The sequence below is a fragment of the Chryseobacterium sp. UF-81 genome (assembly GCF_058245105.1).
The window spans coordinates 455,371-469,534 of sequence record NZ_JBSIBX010000002.1 but is presented as its reverse complement, the minus strand read 5'-3'; the positions used below and the strand labels follow the sequence as shown (position 1 = coordinate 469,534).

The following is a 14,164-nucleotide window of genomic DNA, read 5'->3' as shown; positions in this document are numbered from 1 at the left end:
GGTTAATCTTATTCAACACTTACATTAAACCCTCCTTTTGTGTTTCCGGAAGCCATATTACTTTTTCCTATAATTAGCCATACTTCACCTTTTCCTTTGGTCTCATAGGTAATTTCTCTTCCGAATGGCCCGTCATAATCCCCGTTTGGCAGCCTGATCTGGTTGAATCTAATATTAAAGTTCTTTTCATTGGTTGAAATTTTAGCTTTAATAGTAGGTTTGTCATAATGGGTCAGTTTTAAAACCAGTTCCTGACCGTCTTTTGTAAATTCTTCTCCCAATGTGAAAGGGAGCTGCAATGCATCTGCCGTTCTTATGATCTGGCCCTCTTTTTCACTTCTCATCACACCTTTCCGTAATACTTCTTTGGTGACAGGAGCATTGTTAATGATTGAATCTTGCTTTCTAAGGGCAGCAGAATCTGTTTTTGTGGCAGAATCCGGCATTTCTGTAACCACAGCGGAATCTTTGTTCACGGTTTCCGTTACGGCTGGTTCTTTTTTACATGAAATGATAATCAATGGAATTAACAATAAGGATTTTTTCATAATAATTACTCTTTTAATGTTTCAAAGTAAAGGATCTTTGAAAGGAAAGGTTTGGAGGTTTCTAGTTTAACTTTTTCCAGCACTTTCTTTTTCAGCTGCGGATCATTTTTTTCTTCTGCATACTTCAGCAGTCCTTTCTCACTGAAGTTGATCTGTTCCAGGTGATAGTTTACCACAAAATCTTTACGTTTCATATTCTGGGAAGTGATCATTCCGCCCCAGTTCACATAACTACAAGCCAAAATTGTTCCATAAAAATACCAGGTCATTGTATTGAACAGGAATGCATTTCTTTTTTTCTTCTGAATTTTAATGAAAGTAAGGGCTAATCCAATCACCGCCAGGAGAAGAAACGCAAACACACCCAACCTTTTATAAGTAAATCCGTAACTGATAATGTATTCGTAGTTTTTCAGGGCAGCGGAAAATACAAGAACAGCATTCAGAATGATCCAGATCCTGGCAAGAATTTTCATCAGCTGAGCTTTAGGATCAAAATTAAAGCTGGATTTAAAATAGAACATAATGACCAATACTGCCATAACGATCGACATGATGACAGCATTGACTCTTTCATGAGTTTCTTCTGAAAGCTGTACAGGCGTTTTTGAAACTTCATAAAACTGCTCATAGTTGTAAGTGATAATAAAAAATATGAGTAAAATATTCAGGCAAAAGAAAGAAATAACACCGCTGGTTCTCTCTGCATCCAGATCAAGGAAGGAATAGGTGGCCTTCTGAATTGTATTGCTGTCCTGAAAATCATCATCCAGCAGATGATTTTTTTTATAAATGAACCTTTCCACTGCATAGTTCCAGTAATTAAAAGCAATGAAAAAGCCCAAAACTGAAAGAGCCAGTACCTGCCATATATTAATATCCAGCTCATAATCTCTGAAAACAGCCGCAAAATGATCACTTCCCACAGAATAAATCCCGAAAAACATAGAGATAAACAATAGCGGAATAATAATGAACGCTAAGGTTTTTTGCCATACCCCGGAAACATTCTTTTTCGGCAGCCAGGAGTCAAAGCTGAAAAAACGGAAAAGTGAGGTAAAGCTGTTGATGATAAATACAGGAATGAGGAAAAGTATTTTCAGTTCCCTGTTTCTTGAGCGATATCCTAATAACAAAAGGGAACTTACAACCGCCAGCAGGGATGGAAAGTCTCTGAACCATGCAAAAGCTAAACTTGACAGAATACTTGTAACGAAAAGCATCAGAAAAGTTCTTGTCCTGTTTCTCTCCGGAGTTTTGAACAGGGTCAGCAATGCGTAGACAATACCCAGAATACCGAGATTCAGTCCCATGTCCTGATCGTAGAAGACAATAACAAACAAAGCGGCTGTAAGAAATATATGATGATGTGTTTTCATGATGGAAAAGATTTGATAATTTAAAGATTCAAGAATTGAAGAATTTACAATTCGAAATTAAAGAGGATGCAGATATAGAGAATGGTGACGGGAATATTGACCAGGAGGAGCAGTACAGAATTTCCTGAGGATTTTCTATCAGGAATATTGGCCAGGAATTCTAAAAGCTCATACAGCAGAATAAAGATATTGGCCACTGCTGCAATGATCACGAAATAGAATCCGGATATTACCAGAAAATCTGCACCTGTTACAAGATAAGATACCAGTAATAAAGTCCCTGAAATAAAAGAGATCAGAAAAGTATTTCTGCCAAGCGTACTGAATTTCAATTTATTCATGACCGATCTTTAATATAATGCTGGCGTTTCTTTCTGCTGAATATAATCCTTCAGGTGGTCGAAGTTCTGCCACAGCAGGCTTTCAAAATCCCAGTGATAAAATGGTCTCATGCTCTGCCCTTTTCTGTATGCCTGCCTATATAATTTCAGATATTCCGGAAGAATAAATGTTCCCAATACAACTGCTGCAAGGAGATGGGCATTGAGCTTACCGTTTCCCAGAAGCAGATATTGCATGGCAATCTCGTCTTCAAATTGGGTTCCGCATCCGGTGATCAGATGGTGTACATCATGGTTTTCCATTTTGGGAATCATTGAGAATCCGTGCTTTTTATAGAATTCCCCCAGTTTTCTTCCGAGAGAATCTTCCTGAAATTTCAGCAGCTGTTCTTCATTGAACTGCCATTGTCTTTTTTTCTTTTTAAAATATTTCCTGTAAAGTTTCTGGGTTTTATCATAGACAAAAAGCAGAAATTGAACACGTACTTTTTTCATAAGGTTTTATTTTTAGTTTAGATTTAGCCCTATTACAGCATACAGTATGGCTATGGGAATATTAATCATAAGAATACTATTAATTTCCGGCGAAAGGAGTTCCGAAAATGCCTACTGCCAATTCTGCCCAGACAAGCAACAGCAATATAAGAATGGCTACGCTTAACAGGATTTTGTACGTTTTGTTTTTAACGATCCGCAGAATCAAATCGATTATAAAAGCTGTTCCAAAAAGCAAAACGGCACCGATTACAAAATCTCCCGGTGACCAGTCGAATTCTTCAGAGAAAATATTCCCCAATAACGGAATGCATAATAAAACTGCGGGTGCAGCGTAGATAAGAACTGTTTTTTGTTTTAGTGTCATCATTTTTTTAATTTTAAATTTATAAAGTACTTTGTATTTCAAAGTTGATTTTCAAAAAAATATAAGATTACCTTCCCAATAATTTTTCAAGAGCATCCAGATGTTCGTTAAAAGCCTGTCTTCCATTCTGTGTAACACGATAAGAAGTTTTGGGCTTTTTGCCTACGAACTCCTTTTTCACTTCAATATATCCGGCTTTCTCCAAAGCATTGCTGTGGCTCGCCAAATTGCCGTCTGTGATATCTAAAAGTCCTTTCATTTCAGAAAAGTCAACCCAGTCGTTTACCATAAGAACGGACATTATACCCAATCTCACACGGCTTTCGAATTCTTTATTGAGTTGATTTATCTTTATCATAACAAGTTGCTAACTGCAGTTTTAGAGAAATATGCCCCTGAAAAAGCTGCAAATTTAATCTTTATTTATATTTTTTATGCATGATCAAGCCATACACAATGTGTAAAATCCCAAAACCGATGGCCCAAAATACAAGCCCCCATCCTAAAAAGAAAAGAGAAACCAATCCCAGAACAATTTGACAGTAGCCTAAATATTTAATATCTGTTAAAGTATATCTTTCTGCACTGACCAGGGCAATACCATAAAATATTAATGTAGCCGGAGCTATCCATACAAACAGATGGTGAAAAAGAAGCGCAAGGCAAAAAATCCCACCTGTCACCAATGGAACGGCAAATGTTAACAGCAAACGTTTGGTTGTACTGTCCCATATTTTCAGGCCTTTCTTTTTGCTTTTATTGGCTGTGAAAATATATCCGCTCAGTACGGCTGTCAGTAAAATTACAGTTCCTACAATTACCAGTTCCCGGACCAATGCCGGGCCAAAGAAATTTCTGTCGCCGTCAAAGTAATCAATTCCTTCCCGCTGGAAAATACAATAAACGTATCCTGCACCGATCAGTGCAGCCAAGCCGGCAAAAACTCCGGACAGTCCGCTCAATGAAATAAATCTGGAAGACCGCTCCATCATGGAACGGATATGGGATAAGTCTTCGTGATAGTTTTTCGAATCCATAAAAAGAACTTTGAATTACAAAGTTATAACTTATTTTCAATCTGCCAATTATTTTTTACATTTTAGTAATATTTTTTTTCTCATCAAATTCAATACAATTCTTAACTTTAAGAAATTAGAATTGAGTGGTATCCTCAAAAAGTTTTATGAACATTCAAATAACCTGCTATGACCGAAGTTTTAATAGACTATTCTCAAATACAATTACAGGAAAATGTTCCCTTGAGTGATACGGAGATCAAAAAAATTGAAGAAGGTCAAAAAAAACTGGCTAAATTATTACCAACTATACTGGCTTTTTGTACACTTTTTACTATGGCAATTCCTATTTTCAGTATAGAAAGTTTCAGCAAATTCAAATACTATGATTATATTTTATTTGCCGCCGGAGGATTGGCGCTGTTTGGTTTCGCCTATCTGATTTCTTTCTTAGTAACCGGCTATGACAGACGAAATTGGAAAAAAGATAAAATCCATGGAAAAAATAGATTGACAAGCATTATTATTAACCGCGACAAAACAGACTATGGAGAATATTTAACTTTGGCAGGGAAATCTAAAAATGATAAGGTAAGGCTTGAGGTTGAACCAGAAGTTTATTCCCGGTATCAGCCAGGAACAAAAGTAGAAGTTACGTATTTAAAATATGGTAAAAAGGTTCTTTCTATCCGGGAGTTCTGAATGATTAAATTGATATAAATAAAAAAGAACCCTGCAGAAAAACAGGATTCTAATTAAAAATATTAAAATTTGAAGATTGTTTATAATGGATTTTGTTCAATAAGCGGGTTGGCATTGATCTCATCTTTGGGAATCAGCCACTGCCATCTATTATCTGTATTAGGGACTGTAAATACACTATTAATTACTGCAGAAGAGTGATTAGCTCCTGTTCTGTCTAACCCCTGACCCAGTCTTTTAAGATCCAGGAATCTGAATCCTTCACCCCAAAGCTCTATTCTTCTGCTGTTGAGAATCTCTGTAATATAAGCTGCTCCGGTAGTAGTTGCACCTGTATAAGAAGGGTTTCTGTTTTTTGCAAGCTGATTGAACACTATCTTTGAACCCGCCTCATCATTAGATCTGGCTAATGCTTCTGCTTCAATAAGATACATTTCCGCAGCTCTCATATAAGGTACATCCACCCTGCTATCTGAGATGGTTAAACACAAAAACTTTTGACTTGTGTATGGGAATTTTAAATATGTGCTAGGTAAGGCAAGTGCAGTATGTGCTCCTGTAGGATCTACCACCTGGGTCCTTACATCTGTAGCAGGAAACATCGCATATAATTTTTTATTCATTGCCTTAGGTGCCTGCCGAACACTTATAGAGGTATAATTTCTGGATATGTAAGCTCCAAAATTACTAGCGGCATCACTTTGTTCCACTACAGATATTGTAGAACCCCACATCCATTCTCCATTAGTTTCTAAACTGCCATTTTTAAATCCTAAGATATAATCAGTATTACTCATTAAAGAAAAACCGGCTCTGGCAAGTTTGGCAGAAGATGCTGCCAATGCATAATTCCCCTGCGTTAAAGCAACCCTGGCTCTTAAGCCCAATACCACCTTATCATTAAAATGTGATTTGAAAGTTCTTACACTACTAAGCCTTGATAGCGCTTCAGTAAGATCATTATTAATCTGGGCATATACTTCTTCTACCGTATTCCTTGCCATTGGGGCTACATCATCTATTAGCCTTAAAGGAACACCTAATTGGCTGTTTGTTGTACCGGGAATATATCTTTTCCCATAGATCTGTACCAGCATATAATAACTGAAAGCCCTGAAAGCATAAGCTTCCCCCATTGCCTTTTTTACCGTGTCCGCATCAGTTGTATTAAGTACCGGTACGTTTGGCCCATGGGCAATAACCAGGTTAGCATTTCTGATCAATTCATAATAGAACTGGTAAGGATATAAATTGGGAGTTGTACCATTATTAACCGGATCCACCCACCTAGCCGCCGATATAAACTGGCCTCCGGAAGTAGAGGTAAAAACGAGGTCCTCTCCCATCGCGTCCATCGTAAGCATAAGTCCTCCCTGCCCATTTTCCGGCTGGGTGCTATTTTGCCGGACATACATATCCCTGTGCATCCCACTGATAATGGACATAAGGCCATTTGCACTGGAATATGCTGTCTGCTCAGATATTGCCGTAGCAGGGTCTATTTCCAGATAATCGCTGCTGCAGGATGAGCTTACAGCAAAAAATATAAGGGCTGCAGAGCATACTGCAATTTTTTTATAATGTCTGATAATATTTTTCATAATGTATTTTTAGAATGATAAACTTAATCCTAATGTGATAATTCTTGACGGGGTATATCTATTCTGAGTACTGCCGTTGAAATTTTCAGACGGCTCCAATCCTTTTCTTGCAGTTTTACTCCAGAGATTTTCTCCTGACAACATTAACCGCAGGGAAGTCAATCCATATTGTGAAAGGCTTTCCGGCTTGAAACCGTAACTTAATGTGGCCTGTCTGAAAGTAATAAAGTCTGATTTCACGAGCCACCTGCTTGATGCCGCATCTGAATTTGGAGCTGTAGAAGAATTTAAAGCAGGAACATCCGTAATTTGTCCCGGAGTAGTCCATCTGTTCAGAATATCAGTGCTTAAATTAGTTCCCTCCGGATAGCTGGCCATTAAAGCAGCATAATTGGAGTCATAGGTCATTCCACCCAACTGATAGGTAAACATGGTTGACAGAGACCATTGCTTATAGGTAACTGAAGTTCCGAAGCTTCCAAATAAGTCCGGAATAGCCGTACCTGAATAATCAAATTTAGCTTTATTAAAGTTGGTGGTTACCAGTGCTCCGTTAACTGTTCTGATATCGGATGCAGGAGTGCCTGCATAAGCATCATCAACTAAAAATAACGGGGAACCGTCAGCAGGGTCCACCCCATACCATTGTCTTAACCAATAATCATAAATTGAGCTCCCTACAATAATCTGTTTGTTACCGGTATTGATAGTGTTAATCCCATCCGCCAATTTGGTAATCTCATTTTTCAGTGTTGAAGCATTAACATTAACGTTCCACGTAAAATTCTTTTTTCTGATGATATCTGCACTAATTCCCAATTCAAAACCTCTGTTATACATGGCTCCGATATTTCTGCTAACACTGTATCCCGGAACACCACTGGATACCGGAAGCGGCACTGCAAAGATCAAATCATCCGTAATTCTGTTATAATAGTCCACAGTACCTGTAATTCTGCCCTTAAAAAAACCAAAATCCAATCCTATATCCGTTTGCTTGTTACCCTCCCAGGTAATGGAAGGATCTGCCAGATAATTATACAAAATACCCGGTTCTGTTCCATTACTATATCCTAATGAAAATGTACTCTGGTACATATAATAACTGTTAGTCTGGTCATTTCCAACCTCACCGTAAGATCCTCGCAACTTAAGTTCGCTGACTGTATTTGATTTGCTTAAGAATTTCTCTGCTTTTATTCTCCATCCTGCCCCTACAGACCAGAAAGAAGCCCATCTTACATCCTCTTTAAATCTTGACGACCCATCCCATCGGATGGAGCCTGAGAGAAGATATTTAGATTTATAATCATAATTCAAACGCGAAAAAACACTCTCTTTTCTATAATTGATAGTTTGCGATGTCATATCAACAGCAGTTATAAAGTTGACGAACTCAGTATTATCATTAACATTCTGATCCTTTCTGGATCCAGAAGTTAATTCAGATAAATATTTATAGTTTTCATGCCCCATCAAAAACTCAAAATTATGCATTCCGAATTTACGTTTATAGTTCAATATCTGATTAAAAGTAAGGGTCTGCAGTGTGGTCGTAGATTTTAAAATACTACCGGACGAAACAACATCTCCGATAATACGGTTTCCATATTTACTTCTCCTGATATTTCTGATATCATACCCCACATTGGTAGATAAGGTTAAATACGGATCTACTTTAAATTCAGCGTAAGCTCTTGAAATGATATAGAAGTTCTTGGTAACATCACTATTTAAAAGAACCTCCTGAATTACGTTTCTTCCGCCTCCAGCTTTAGCTCCTCTTGCACTTCCCGGATCATACATGATATTTCCGGCGGCATCATAGAGGGTGGCAAACGTAACCGGGTCATGGGCATAAGGACTATAAATAGGGGCCAATGTCCTGGTCCATCTGTACGGGTTACCTAAACCAGTATCATTAGCTTCACCATCAATAGAATTATTACCGTTGGAAGAATTCCCGGTAATGCTTGTTCCTAACTTAAGCCACTTTCTAATCTGAGAATCAACTTTAAGCCTAGCAGTAAACCTTTCCAAATCTGACTTGATGATATATCCTATCTCATTGGTGTAACCTACTGAAGCAAAGTAAGTAGTCTTATTATTTCCGCCACTGTAATTCAAATCATAATCCTGCCTGAACCCCGTCTTCATCAGTGGTTTCTGCCAGTCCAGGTCTGTATATTTCAATCGGGCATTAGGATTCAGGACACCGTCAACTACCAATTGGTCATCCGGAACATTAAATACATTCGTTTTCAAAACCCCGGAGATCAAAGTGCTTGTTGCATAGGCATTGGCTGCTGCAATACCGTCTGCAGGATTAGTTGTCAGCCTTCCGTTTCGGAGCGATTCCCAAACTAAGGGGTAGTACTGATTGGCATCGACCCTGTCATACTCCGGAATTGCTCTTCCTACATACCCTGTACTCATATTAAAATTCAGGACATCAGCCCCCCTTTTACCTGATTTTGTGGTAATAAGCACTACACCATTAGCCGCCGAAGAACCATATAACGATGTTGACGCCGCATCTTTCAGAATATTGAAAGACGCAATATCGTTTGTGTTAATGGCAGACAATGCTCCTGTAAATACCACACCGTCTAACACAATTAAAGGCTGTGTTGAAATCCCAAAGGAACCGATACCCCTGATTCGAATATCCGGACTACTTCCCGGCTGTCCCGCACTTGTAGCTATCTGTATGCCGGGACCTGCCCCATCAATTGCCTGCCCTATACTGGTTAGGGGACGATCAACAAATTGTTTGGCCTTTACCTCAGTATTAGCTCCTACCAATGTTTCCTTTTTTTGAGTCCCGTAGGCAACTACGACAACTTCATCAATTTCATTTTCTTTGGTTATCGTATCTTTCTTTTTACTTTGTGCATCAACCATTTGTCCTGCAAAGAACAGAACAGCAGTAGACAGAATTGACAATCTTATTTTCATGATATTAAATTTTTAATATTCCTAACAATTATGTTAATAAATAAAATTATTTGAATCCCATCCTATAATGCGTTTGGAAGATTCCGGGTTAAATCCGTTTTCCGTGTCTTTAATTTCAGGAGGCTGAGTATAACAATGTACTAGTGTATTATTTGAGAAGCATCTATTTTGTGAAAAAATAAAAGGAAACATGTAATTTTTCATCATAATTAATTTAAATGTTTTTAATGTAAAATTGCTTTAACTGCTATATTGTAAATAGCATATGTCGGCACTCCTTCGAAAGTAATAATTGAATATAAAAAACACATTACTGCAATTTAACTGCAATTACACAAAATGTTAATTTTCAACGCAATACACATGGAAAATAGTTAAAGAGCAGTATAAATGCAGTACAAAAACAATTAAAATACGGATAATTACACCCGTTACAACTGATGATAAAATGATATTTGAACCACGAAGTCCTATAGAAATGAAATTATTTTATCATTTTTAAGCAAGCCAAGTGTATTAACTTGGTTTAGCAACGCTTTTTAAGGCAATATCTTAACCGTTACAATGTAAACGGGCTGGAAAGTTGTAAATCAATTTTTGATTTGGTTCTCATAAAAAATAAAATAAACCCTGCTTTTTCAAACAGGGTTTTAAGAGTTTTTCAATAAAAGGATCAGTTTACTTCAGCTCAGGATAAAAATACAACCATTTGTATCCATGTTGAGAGCTGTAATAATCAGAAAGTTTCAGGCCATACCTATTATTTTACTTTTAACCTTTCCTTGATCGCTTCAATATTCTTTTTGGCAGAATCTTCCAGAATAAGACTTGCACTCATGTGAATTCTGGCAGGCATCAGTTCATTAAAATGATCTGTACCTTCCCAGGATACTTTTTTAATTAATGCTAACGCCTCAGTACTCCTCGAAGCTAAAGTCTGTAAAAATTTTTCCAGTTTGCTATCCATTTCTTCAATATTTTCGGAAACGGAATGATAAACATTGTGTTGTTCTGCCCATTCTGCAGATCTGAAATCGGCATCAATAGCCATTGCAGAGAACTGTGATTTCCCGATTTTTCTTTCCACGTAAGGCCCAATCACGAAAGGTCCGATTCCTAAATTGATTTCTGTAAGCGCTAATGCCGAATCCTTAGTGGCAAAACAGTAATCTGCCCCACAGGCAATTCCTACTCCTCCACCTGTTGTTTTTCCCTGCACTCTTACCACTACTATTTTACCGCAATTCCTCATTGCATTCAGAACTTTTGCAAATCCACCGAAAAATTTTGCAGATGCCTCCAGCTCTTCAATAGCTAAAAGCTCATCGAAACTGGCTCCTGCGCAGAATGCTTTTTCACCTTCACTTTTTATTAAAATAGCTTTTACTTCTTCTTTAGCTCCTTCATCCATAATGGTCTGTGCCAGCTTTTCTAAAATAGCTCCCGGAAGCGAGTTACTTTTTGGGGTTCCGAAGGTAATTCCGGCGATATTATTTTTAATTTCTGATACTACGAATTCGTTCATTTTTATTTTAATTGGATTATTACAAAAATACTAATTACAGTTTAAACATTCCCATATAATATCTGTTCTTTTTGTCGCATAAATTCTCTGTAAAAAGGAAATACAGAGATCCGTTACGTATAAATACGGACTTCCTAATTTGGTATTTTCTACTCTAGTAATCCCCTTTTATATATTGTTCCTTTGACTCATAAAACTAACGACACAGGCGAAATCCGAAAAGCCAAAAGAGAGTAGGAAATTTTAACAACTGAAAAAACTATTATCATGGAAGAGTACATTGGAATTGTAAAATTATTTGCAGGCAATTTTGCCCCTAGAGGCTGGTTATTTTGTGACGGAAGCTTATTAAGTATTTCAAGCAATTCTGCATTATTTTCAATTTTGGGAACCATTTACGGCGGTGACGGAGTCACTACTTTCGCCCTTCCAAACCTAAAGGGAAGGATGGCCATAGGCGCCGGAAATGTGAACAGTAATGAATATTATCCTCTGGGAGTAATGGCAGGGACTCCGCAAAATACGATCATGGCACAAAATCTTCCAAGCATTGGATCCGGCTTTCAGCTGAAAGTGGCCAATGCCAATGCAACTTTGCCCGCTCCGTCAGTTAACACATCTATTGCTATTACAGGGAACCAGGTAGGAAGGGATTTTACGGCGATTCCAAGTTTTGTACAGGCTGATCCTGATACCGCTCTTAATGCAAGATCTATATCCTACATCGGACAGAATATTCCGATGAATAATATGCCGCCTTATTTAGGGCTTAATTACATCATTTGTGTAGAGGGAATTTATCCTCCACGTGGCTAAAAAATAACCTATTTAAAACCTAAATCATGAAAAGATCTATTTTTTTAACCATCTGTAGTCTGTTCATCTCCTTATTTTCTTTTGGACAGACCAGTACGGAGCAATTTGAAACGGAATCTCACGGAAGTCTCAGTTTCACAGATAACGGAGTAATATTCAATGTTATCTCTTATGTAGGAACTTTTGATATTCAGGCCAACTACCCGGGGACAGGCTGGAACGGGACAGCTAATGATAACAGATATATTGATAATTCCGGATCTGTTGCCACTGATGCTTCTTTTAGTATCAAGACCACAGCGAACTTATTTAAAGTAAACCGATTTTGGATATTCCTTTCTAATAATGCATTAAATCAAAATGTTGTTGGAAATCTTACCGTAACCGGAAAGTTATCAGGGGTCACTAAATTCACCCAAACCAAGACGACTGGTTTTGTAACATCTCTGGGTTCAACCAATGGGTATACTTTAATTGATTTAACCAATCTGAATGGACAAAACTATTCGAACATTATTATTGATGAGCTTCGGATCACTTCAGGCGGGGCCTATACCTATGTAGGTCTGGACGCATTTACCTGGGTAAAAGATACAGGTATTGTACTGGCAACTGATGAAGTTAAAACAGCTAAAAACGAACTAGCTGTTTATCCTAACCCTACCAACGGACCGCTTTCGATTAAAACGGAAGAAAATACAAAGGCGGAAATTTACAGCCAGGATGGCAAACTGCTTAAAAGCTTTGAAATGAATAAGGGAACCAATCAAACAGATATCTCGGAACTTCCAAATGGTGTTTATATGATCAAAACTCCATCAGGATCTTCAAGGATCATTAAAAAATAAATTTTTATAAATGATTTGTACCCGAAAAGATTCTAATGCATAAATGAGAAATTCCCTGATTGTTCAGGGAATTTTTATTTTTTCAATGCTGAAATATATTTGTCGATGTACAGCTGCTTTTCTTTTGTTTTATACTGCTGAATGTATCTCGGATGTTCAAGAACGGTCATTTTTTCAAATAGCTGAGCTTCTTTATTGAGTGCCGAAATAAATTGTGAGTTCTTTTTGCCAAGAATAAAGACCTCTGAAGTATCCACACCCAGACTGATATGATTTTTCAGAGAATCAATCATAAATTCTCTGACGACTTCAAATAGTTTTTTATCATCATAATAATTCGCATTCAGCCAACCGGTCTTTGCTTTTCTGACAATGGCCAGCGGAAACGGTGAATTGATATAAACATCTTTATAAAATTCTTCTGCACCACCATATTCAGCGATCATATCATATATAAAAACGGAGGAAACTTCATGGGTCCGGGCCGACTGCATTTTAATTCCGCAGACAGCCTCCAGCCTTTTGGTATCAGTAAACGGTACACCTGTCACTCCTGCTCCATGCCGGCTGGGATTGATCCCGATGATGAATTTTCTCCGGTTCTGATCATTATAATATTTGTGATAAAACTCCCGCATGACAGTCATGGTTTCCGGATTGTCCATATACGGATTCAATGCCTGAAACGTTTCAGGAAGTTCTCCGGTATATTCGAGATTTTCATTAAACTGAATGACTTTATCAGCAAAAGTTTTATCCATATTTAGTTTTTCAGAAAAATAAAATTTTCAGGCTGATCATCATCATCTTTGTAATCTTCCTCGTCCCCTTCTTCACTTAAAGCCAATTCAATATCAATAAATTGAATATACAGGCCACAAATTTCTCCATTGACATCATAAGCAAAGTAAACAGGATAACTTCCGTCACCAAAACCACTTGCAAACATCGGAATCTGATAATTGGTACCCGGAACAGTCCAATTGATCCAGTCTCCTGCTTCTCTCTGATTGTTGGGATGGTCTTTATAGCTTTGTGCAAAAAGTTCAGCAAAATAATCATCGTAAATATTGCCGAAATCTTTTTCATCTATAAATTGATCTACAAAAGGAAGCACTTCTGCATCGGTAATACAGCCTAAACCGGCATCCACTCCGAAACCAAAAAAATCGTCTTCTGTTACACCTTCCAACTCTTCAATTCCGATGAGGGCTTCTCTGTAAACAACAGGTTTTGCTTTAGTAAATTCAACTTTTACAACAGCATATCTGTCTCCCCAGTCTTCAGATTTCACTACGGCAATGGTCACAGGGAAATTTCCTTTCGGAGCCTGAATAAAATAAGGTGATTGATTGGCATTCAGAGAAACCAACGGATCTCTCACCACCACTTTTCCGGAAGGAAGAGAAACATTCCCAATCTCCATTACTTCCAATTTCTGCTCCAGAATTTCATCCGAAGTAAAATAGGTTTCCAAATCTACAGGGCATATAAGTATATCTTTTACCTCTTGCCATTTTTGCATCCAGTTTTCGTTCATTTTTTTATTTTATGATTTGATTAATGTT

The 14,164-nt window shown here is 37.6% G+C and carries 15 protein-coding genes; 3 read left to right on the top strand and 12 right to left on the bottom strand.

Annotation, left to right across the window (positions count from 1 at the left end; genetic code table 11):
- Nucleotides 1-8: 8 nt before the first annotated feature.
- From AC4IFE_RS05215 to AC4IFE_RS05185, 7 genes are all read right to left on the bottom strand, one after another.
- Nucleotides 9-548 carry a hypothetical protein gene (locus AC4IFE_RS05215; protein ID WP_490755374.1) on the bottom strand — a complete coding sequence of 180 codons (540 nt, stop codon included), beginning with the start codon at nucleotides 546-548 and terminating at the stop codon, nucleotides 9-11.
- Nucleotides 549-553: 5 nt separating this feature from the next.
- Nucleotides 554-1,927 (bottom strand): DUF4153 domain-containing protein, encoded by a 1,374-nt coding sequence (locus AC4IFE_RS05210; RefSeq protein ID WP_490755373.1) that lies wholly within the window; start codon nucleotides 1,925-1,927, stop codon nucleotides 554-556.
- 44 nt (nucleotides 1,928-1,971) lie between these two features.
- The gene (locus AC4IFE_RS05205; RefSeq protein ID WP_490755371.1) at nucleotides 1,972-2,268 is read right to left on the bottom strand and encodes a hypothetical protein; all 297 of its coding nucleotides are present in this window, start codon (nucleotides 2,266-2,268) and stop codon (nucleotides 1,972-1,974) included.
- Between the two features lie 9 nt (nucleotides 2,269-2,277).
- Nucleotides 2,278-2,763 carry a Coq4 family protein gene (locus tag AC4IFE_RS05200; RefSeq protein ID WP_490755369.1) on the bottom strand — a complete coding sequence of 162 codons (486 nt, stop codon included), beginning with the start codon at nucleotides 2,761-2,763 and terminating at the stop codon, nucleotides 2,278-2,280.
- A gap of 79 nt (nucleotides 2,764-2,842) precedes the next feature.
- On the bottom strand, nucleotides 2,843-3,133 hold the full coding sequence (locus tag AC4IFE_RS05195; protein WP_490755368.1) for a hypothetical protein: 291 nt from the start codon (nucleotides 3,131-3,133) through the stop codon (nucleotides 2,843-2,845).
- A gap of 64 nt (nucleotides 3,134-3,197) precedes the next feature.
- Nucleotides 3,198-3,488: a winged helix-turn-helix domain-containing protein gene (locus tag AC4IFE_RS05190; protein ID WP_436807287.1), complete on the bottom strand. Its 291-nt coding sequence runs from the start codon at nucleotides 3,486-3,488 to the stop codon at nucleotides 3,198-3,200.
- 61 nt (nucleotides 3,489-3,549) lie between these two features.
- Nucleotides 3,550-4,167, bottom strand: coding sequence for a hypothetical protein (locus AC4IFE_RS05185; RefSeq protein ID WP_490755366.1), 618 nt, complete (start codon nucleotides 4,165-4,167; stop codon nucleotides 3,550-3,552).
- Nucleotides 4,168-4,335: 168 nt separating this feature from the next.
- Here AC4IFE_RS05185 and AC4IFE_RS05180 point away from each other — a divergent pair, with 168 nt between their 5' ends.
- The gene (locus AC4IFE_RS05180) at nucleotides 4,336-4,848 is read left to right on the top strand and encodes a hypothetical protein (protein ID WP_490755365.1); all 513 of its coding nucleotides are present in this window, start codon (nucleotides 4,336-4,338) and stop codon (nucleotides 4,846-4,848) included.
- A gap of 80 nt (nucleotides 4,849-4,928) precedes the next feature.
- Here AC4IFE_RS05180 and AC4IFE_RS05175 read toward each other — a convergent pair whose 3' ends face one another.
- The 3 genes from AC4IFE_RS05175 to AC4IFE_RS05165 all read right to left on the bottom strand — a co-directional run bounded on the left by AC4IFE_RS05175 (nucleotide 4,929) and on the right by AC4IFE_RS05165 (nucleotide 10,932).
- A complete protein-coding gene (locus AC4IFE_RS05175; RefSeq protein ID WP_490755364.1) occupies nucleotides 4,929-6,449 on the bottom strand; it encodes a RagB/SusD family nutrient uptake outer membrane protein in 1,521 nt (506 codons plus the stop codon).
- A 9-nt stretch (nucleotides 6,450-6,458) separates the two neighbouring features.
- Nucleotides 6,459-9,407, bottom strand: a complete 2,949-nt coding sequence (locus AC4IFE_RS05170) for a SusC/RagA family TonB-linked outer membrane protein (protein WP_490755362.1) — start codon at nucleotides 9,405-9,407, stop codon at nucleotides 6,459-6,461.
- Between the two features lie 760 nt (nucleotides 9,408-10,167).
- The gene (locus AC4IFE_RS05165; protein ID WP_490755360.1) at nucleotides 10,168-10,932 is read right to left on the bottom strand and encodes an enoyl-CoA hydratase/isomerase family protein; all 765 of its coding nucleotides are present in this window, start codon (nucleotides 10,930-10,932) and stop codon (nucleotides 10,168-10,170) included.
- A gap of 267 nt (nucleotides 10,933-11,199) precedes the next feature.
- Between AC4IFE_RS05165 and AC4IFE_RS05160 the strand changes: the two genes are divergently transcribed.
- Nucleotides 11,200-11,748: a phage tail protein gene (locus tag AC4IFE_RS05160; RefSeq protein WP_490755359.1), complete on the top strand. Its 549-nt coding sequence runs from the start codon at nucleotides 11,200-11,202 to the stop codon at nucleotides 11,746-11,748.
- 26 nt (nucleotides 11,749-11,774) lie between these two features.
- The gene (locus AC4IFE_RS05155; RefSeq protein WP_490755358.1) at nucleotides 11,775-12,596 is read left to right on the top strand and encodes a T9SS type A sorting domain-containing protein; all 822 of its coding nucleotides are present in this window, start codon (nucleotides 11,775-11,777) and stop codon (nucleotides 12,594-12,596) included.
- 74 nt (nucleotides 12,597-12,670) lie between these two features.
- Here AC4IFE_RS05155 and AC4IFE_RS05150 read toward each other — a convergent pair whose 3' ends face one another.
- Both AC4IFE_RS05150 and AC4IFE_RS05145 read right to left on the bottom strand, forming a co-directional pair.
- Nucleotides 12,671-13,357: an SMUG2 DNA glycosylase family protein gene (locus tag AC4IFE_RS05150; protein ID WP_490755356.1), complete on the bottom strand. Its 687-nt coding sequence runs from the start codon at nucleotides 13,355-13,357 to the stop codon at nucleotides 12,671-12,673.
- A gap of 2 nt (nucleotides 13,358-13,359) precedes the next feature.
- Complete coding sequence (locus AC4IFE_RS05145; protein WP_490755354.1) at nucleotides 13,360-14,136, bottom strand: DUF4241 domain-containing protein; 777 nt, start codon at nucleotides 14,134-14,136, stop codon at nucleotides 13,360-13,362.
- Nucleotides 14,137-14,164 lie beyond the last annotated feature (28 nt).

Bases quoted from the DNA above. Each gene is read 5' to 3' on its own strand.
- AC4IFE_RS05210 (WP_490755373.1), bottom strand. From the start codon at position 1,927: ATGAAAACACATCATCATATATTTCTTACAGCCGCTTTGTTTGTTATT.
- AC4IFE_RS05205 (WP_490755371.1), bottom strand. From the start codon at position 2,268: ATGAATAAATTGAAATTCAGTACGCTTGGCAGAAATACTTTTCTGATC.
- AC4IFE_RS05185 (WP_490755366.1), bottom strand. From the start codon at position 4,167: ATGGATTCGAAAAACTATCACGAAGACTTATCCCATATCCGTTCCATG.
- AC4IFE_RS05190 (WP_436807287.1), bottom strand. From the start codon at position 3,488: ATGATAAAGATAAATCAACTCAATAAAGAATTCGAAAGCCGTGTGAGA.
- AC4IFE_RS05180 (WP_490755365.1), top strand. From the start codon at position 4,336: ATGACCGAAGTTTTAATAGACTATTCTCAAATACAATTACAGGAAAAT.
- AC4IFE_RS05215 (WP_490755374.1), bottom strand. From the start codon at position 548: ATGAAAAAATCCTTATTGTTAATTCCATTGATTATCATTTCATGTAAA.
- AC4IFE_RS05160 (WP_490755359.1), top strand. From the start codon at position 11,200: ATGGAAGAGTACATTGGAATTGTAAAATTATTTGCAGGCAATTTTGCC.
- AC4IFE_RS05150 (WP_490755356.1), bottom strand. From the start codon at position 13,357: ATGGATAAAACTTTTGCTGATAAAGTCATTCAGTTTAATGAAAATCTC.
- AC4IFE_RS05175 (WP_490755364.1), bottom strand. From the start codon at position 6,449: ATGAAAAATATTATCAGACATTATAAAAAAATTGCAGTATGCTCTGCA.
- AC4IFE_RS05165 (WP_490755360.1), bottom strand. From the start codon at position 10,932: ATGAACGAATTCGTAGTATCAGAAATTAAAAATAATATCGCCGGAATT.
- AC4IFE_RS05155 (WP_490755358.1), top strand. From the start codon at position 11,775: ATGAAAAGATCTATTTTTTTAACCATCTGTAGTCTGTTCATCTCCTTA.
- AC4IFE_RS05200 (WP_490755369.1), bottom strand. From the start codon at position 2,763: ATGAAAAAAGTACGTGTTCAATTTCTGCTTTTTGTCTATGATAAAACC.
- AC4IFE_RS05195 (WP_490755368.1), bottom strand. From the start codon at position 3,133: ATGATGACACTAAAACAAAAAACAGTTCTTATCTACGCTGCACCCGCA.
- AC4IFE_RS05145 (WP_490755354.1), bottom strand. From the start codon at position 14,136: ATGAACGAAAACTGGATGCAAAAATGGCAAGAGGTAAAAGATATACTT.
- AC4IFE_RS05170 (WP_490755362.1), bottom strand. From the start codon at position 9,407: ATGAAAATAAGATTGTCAATTCTGTCTACTGCTGTTCTGTTCTTTGCA.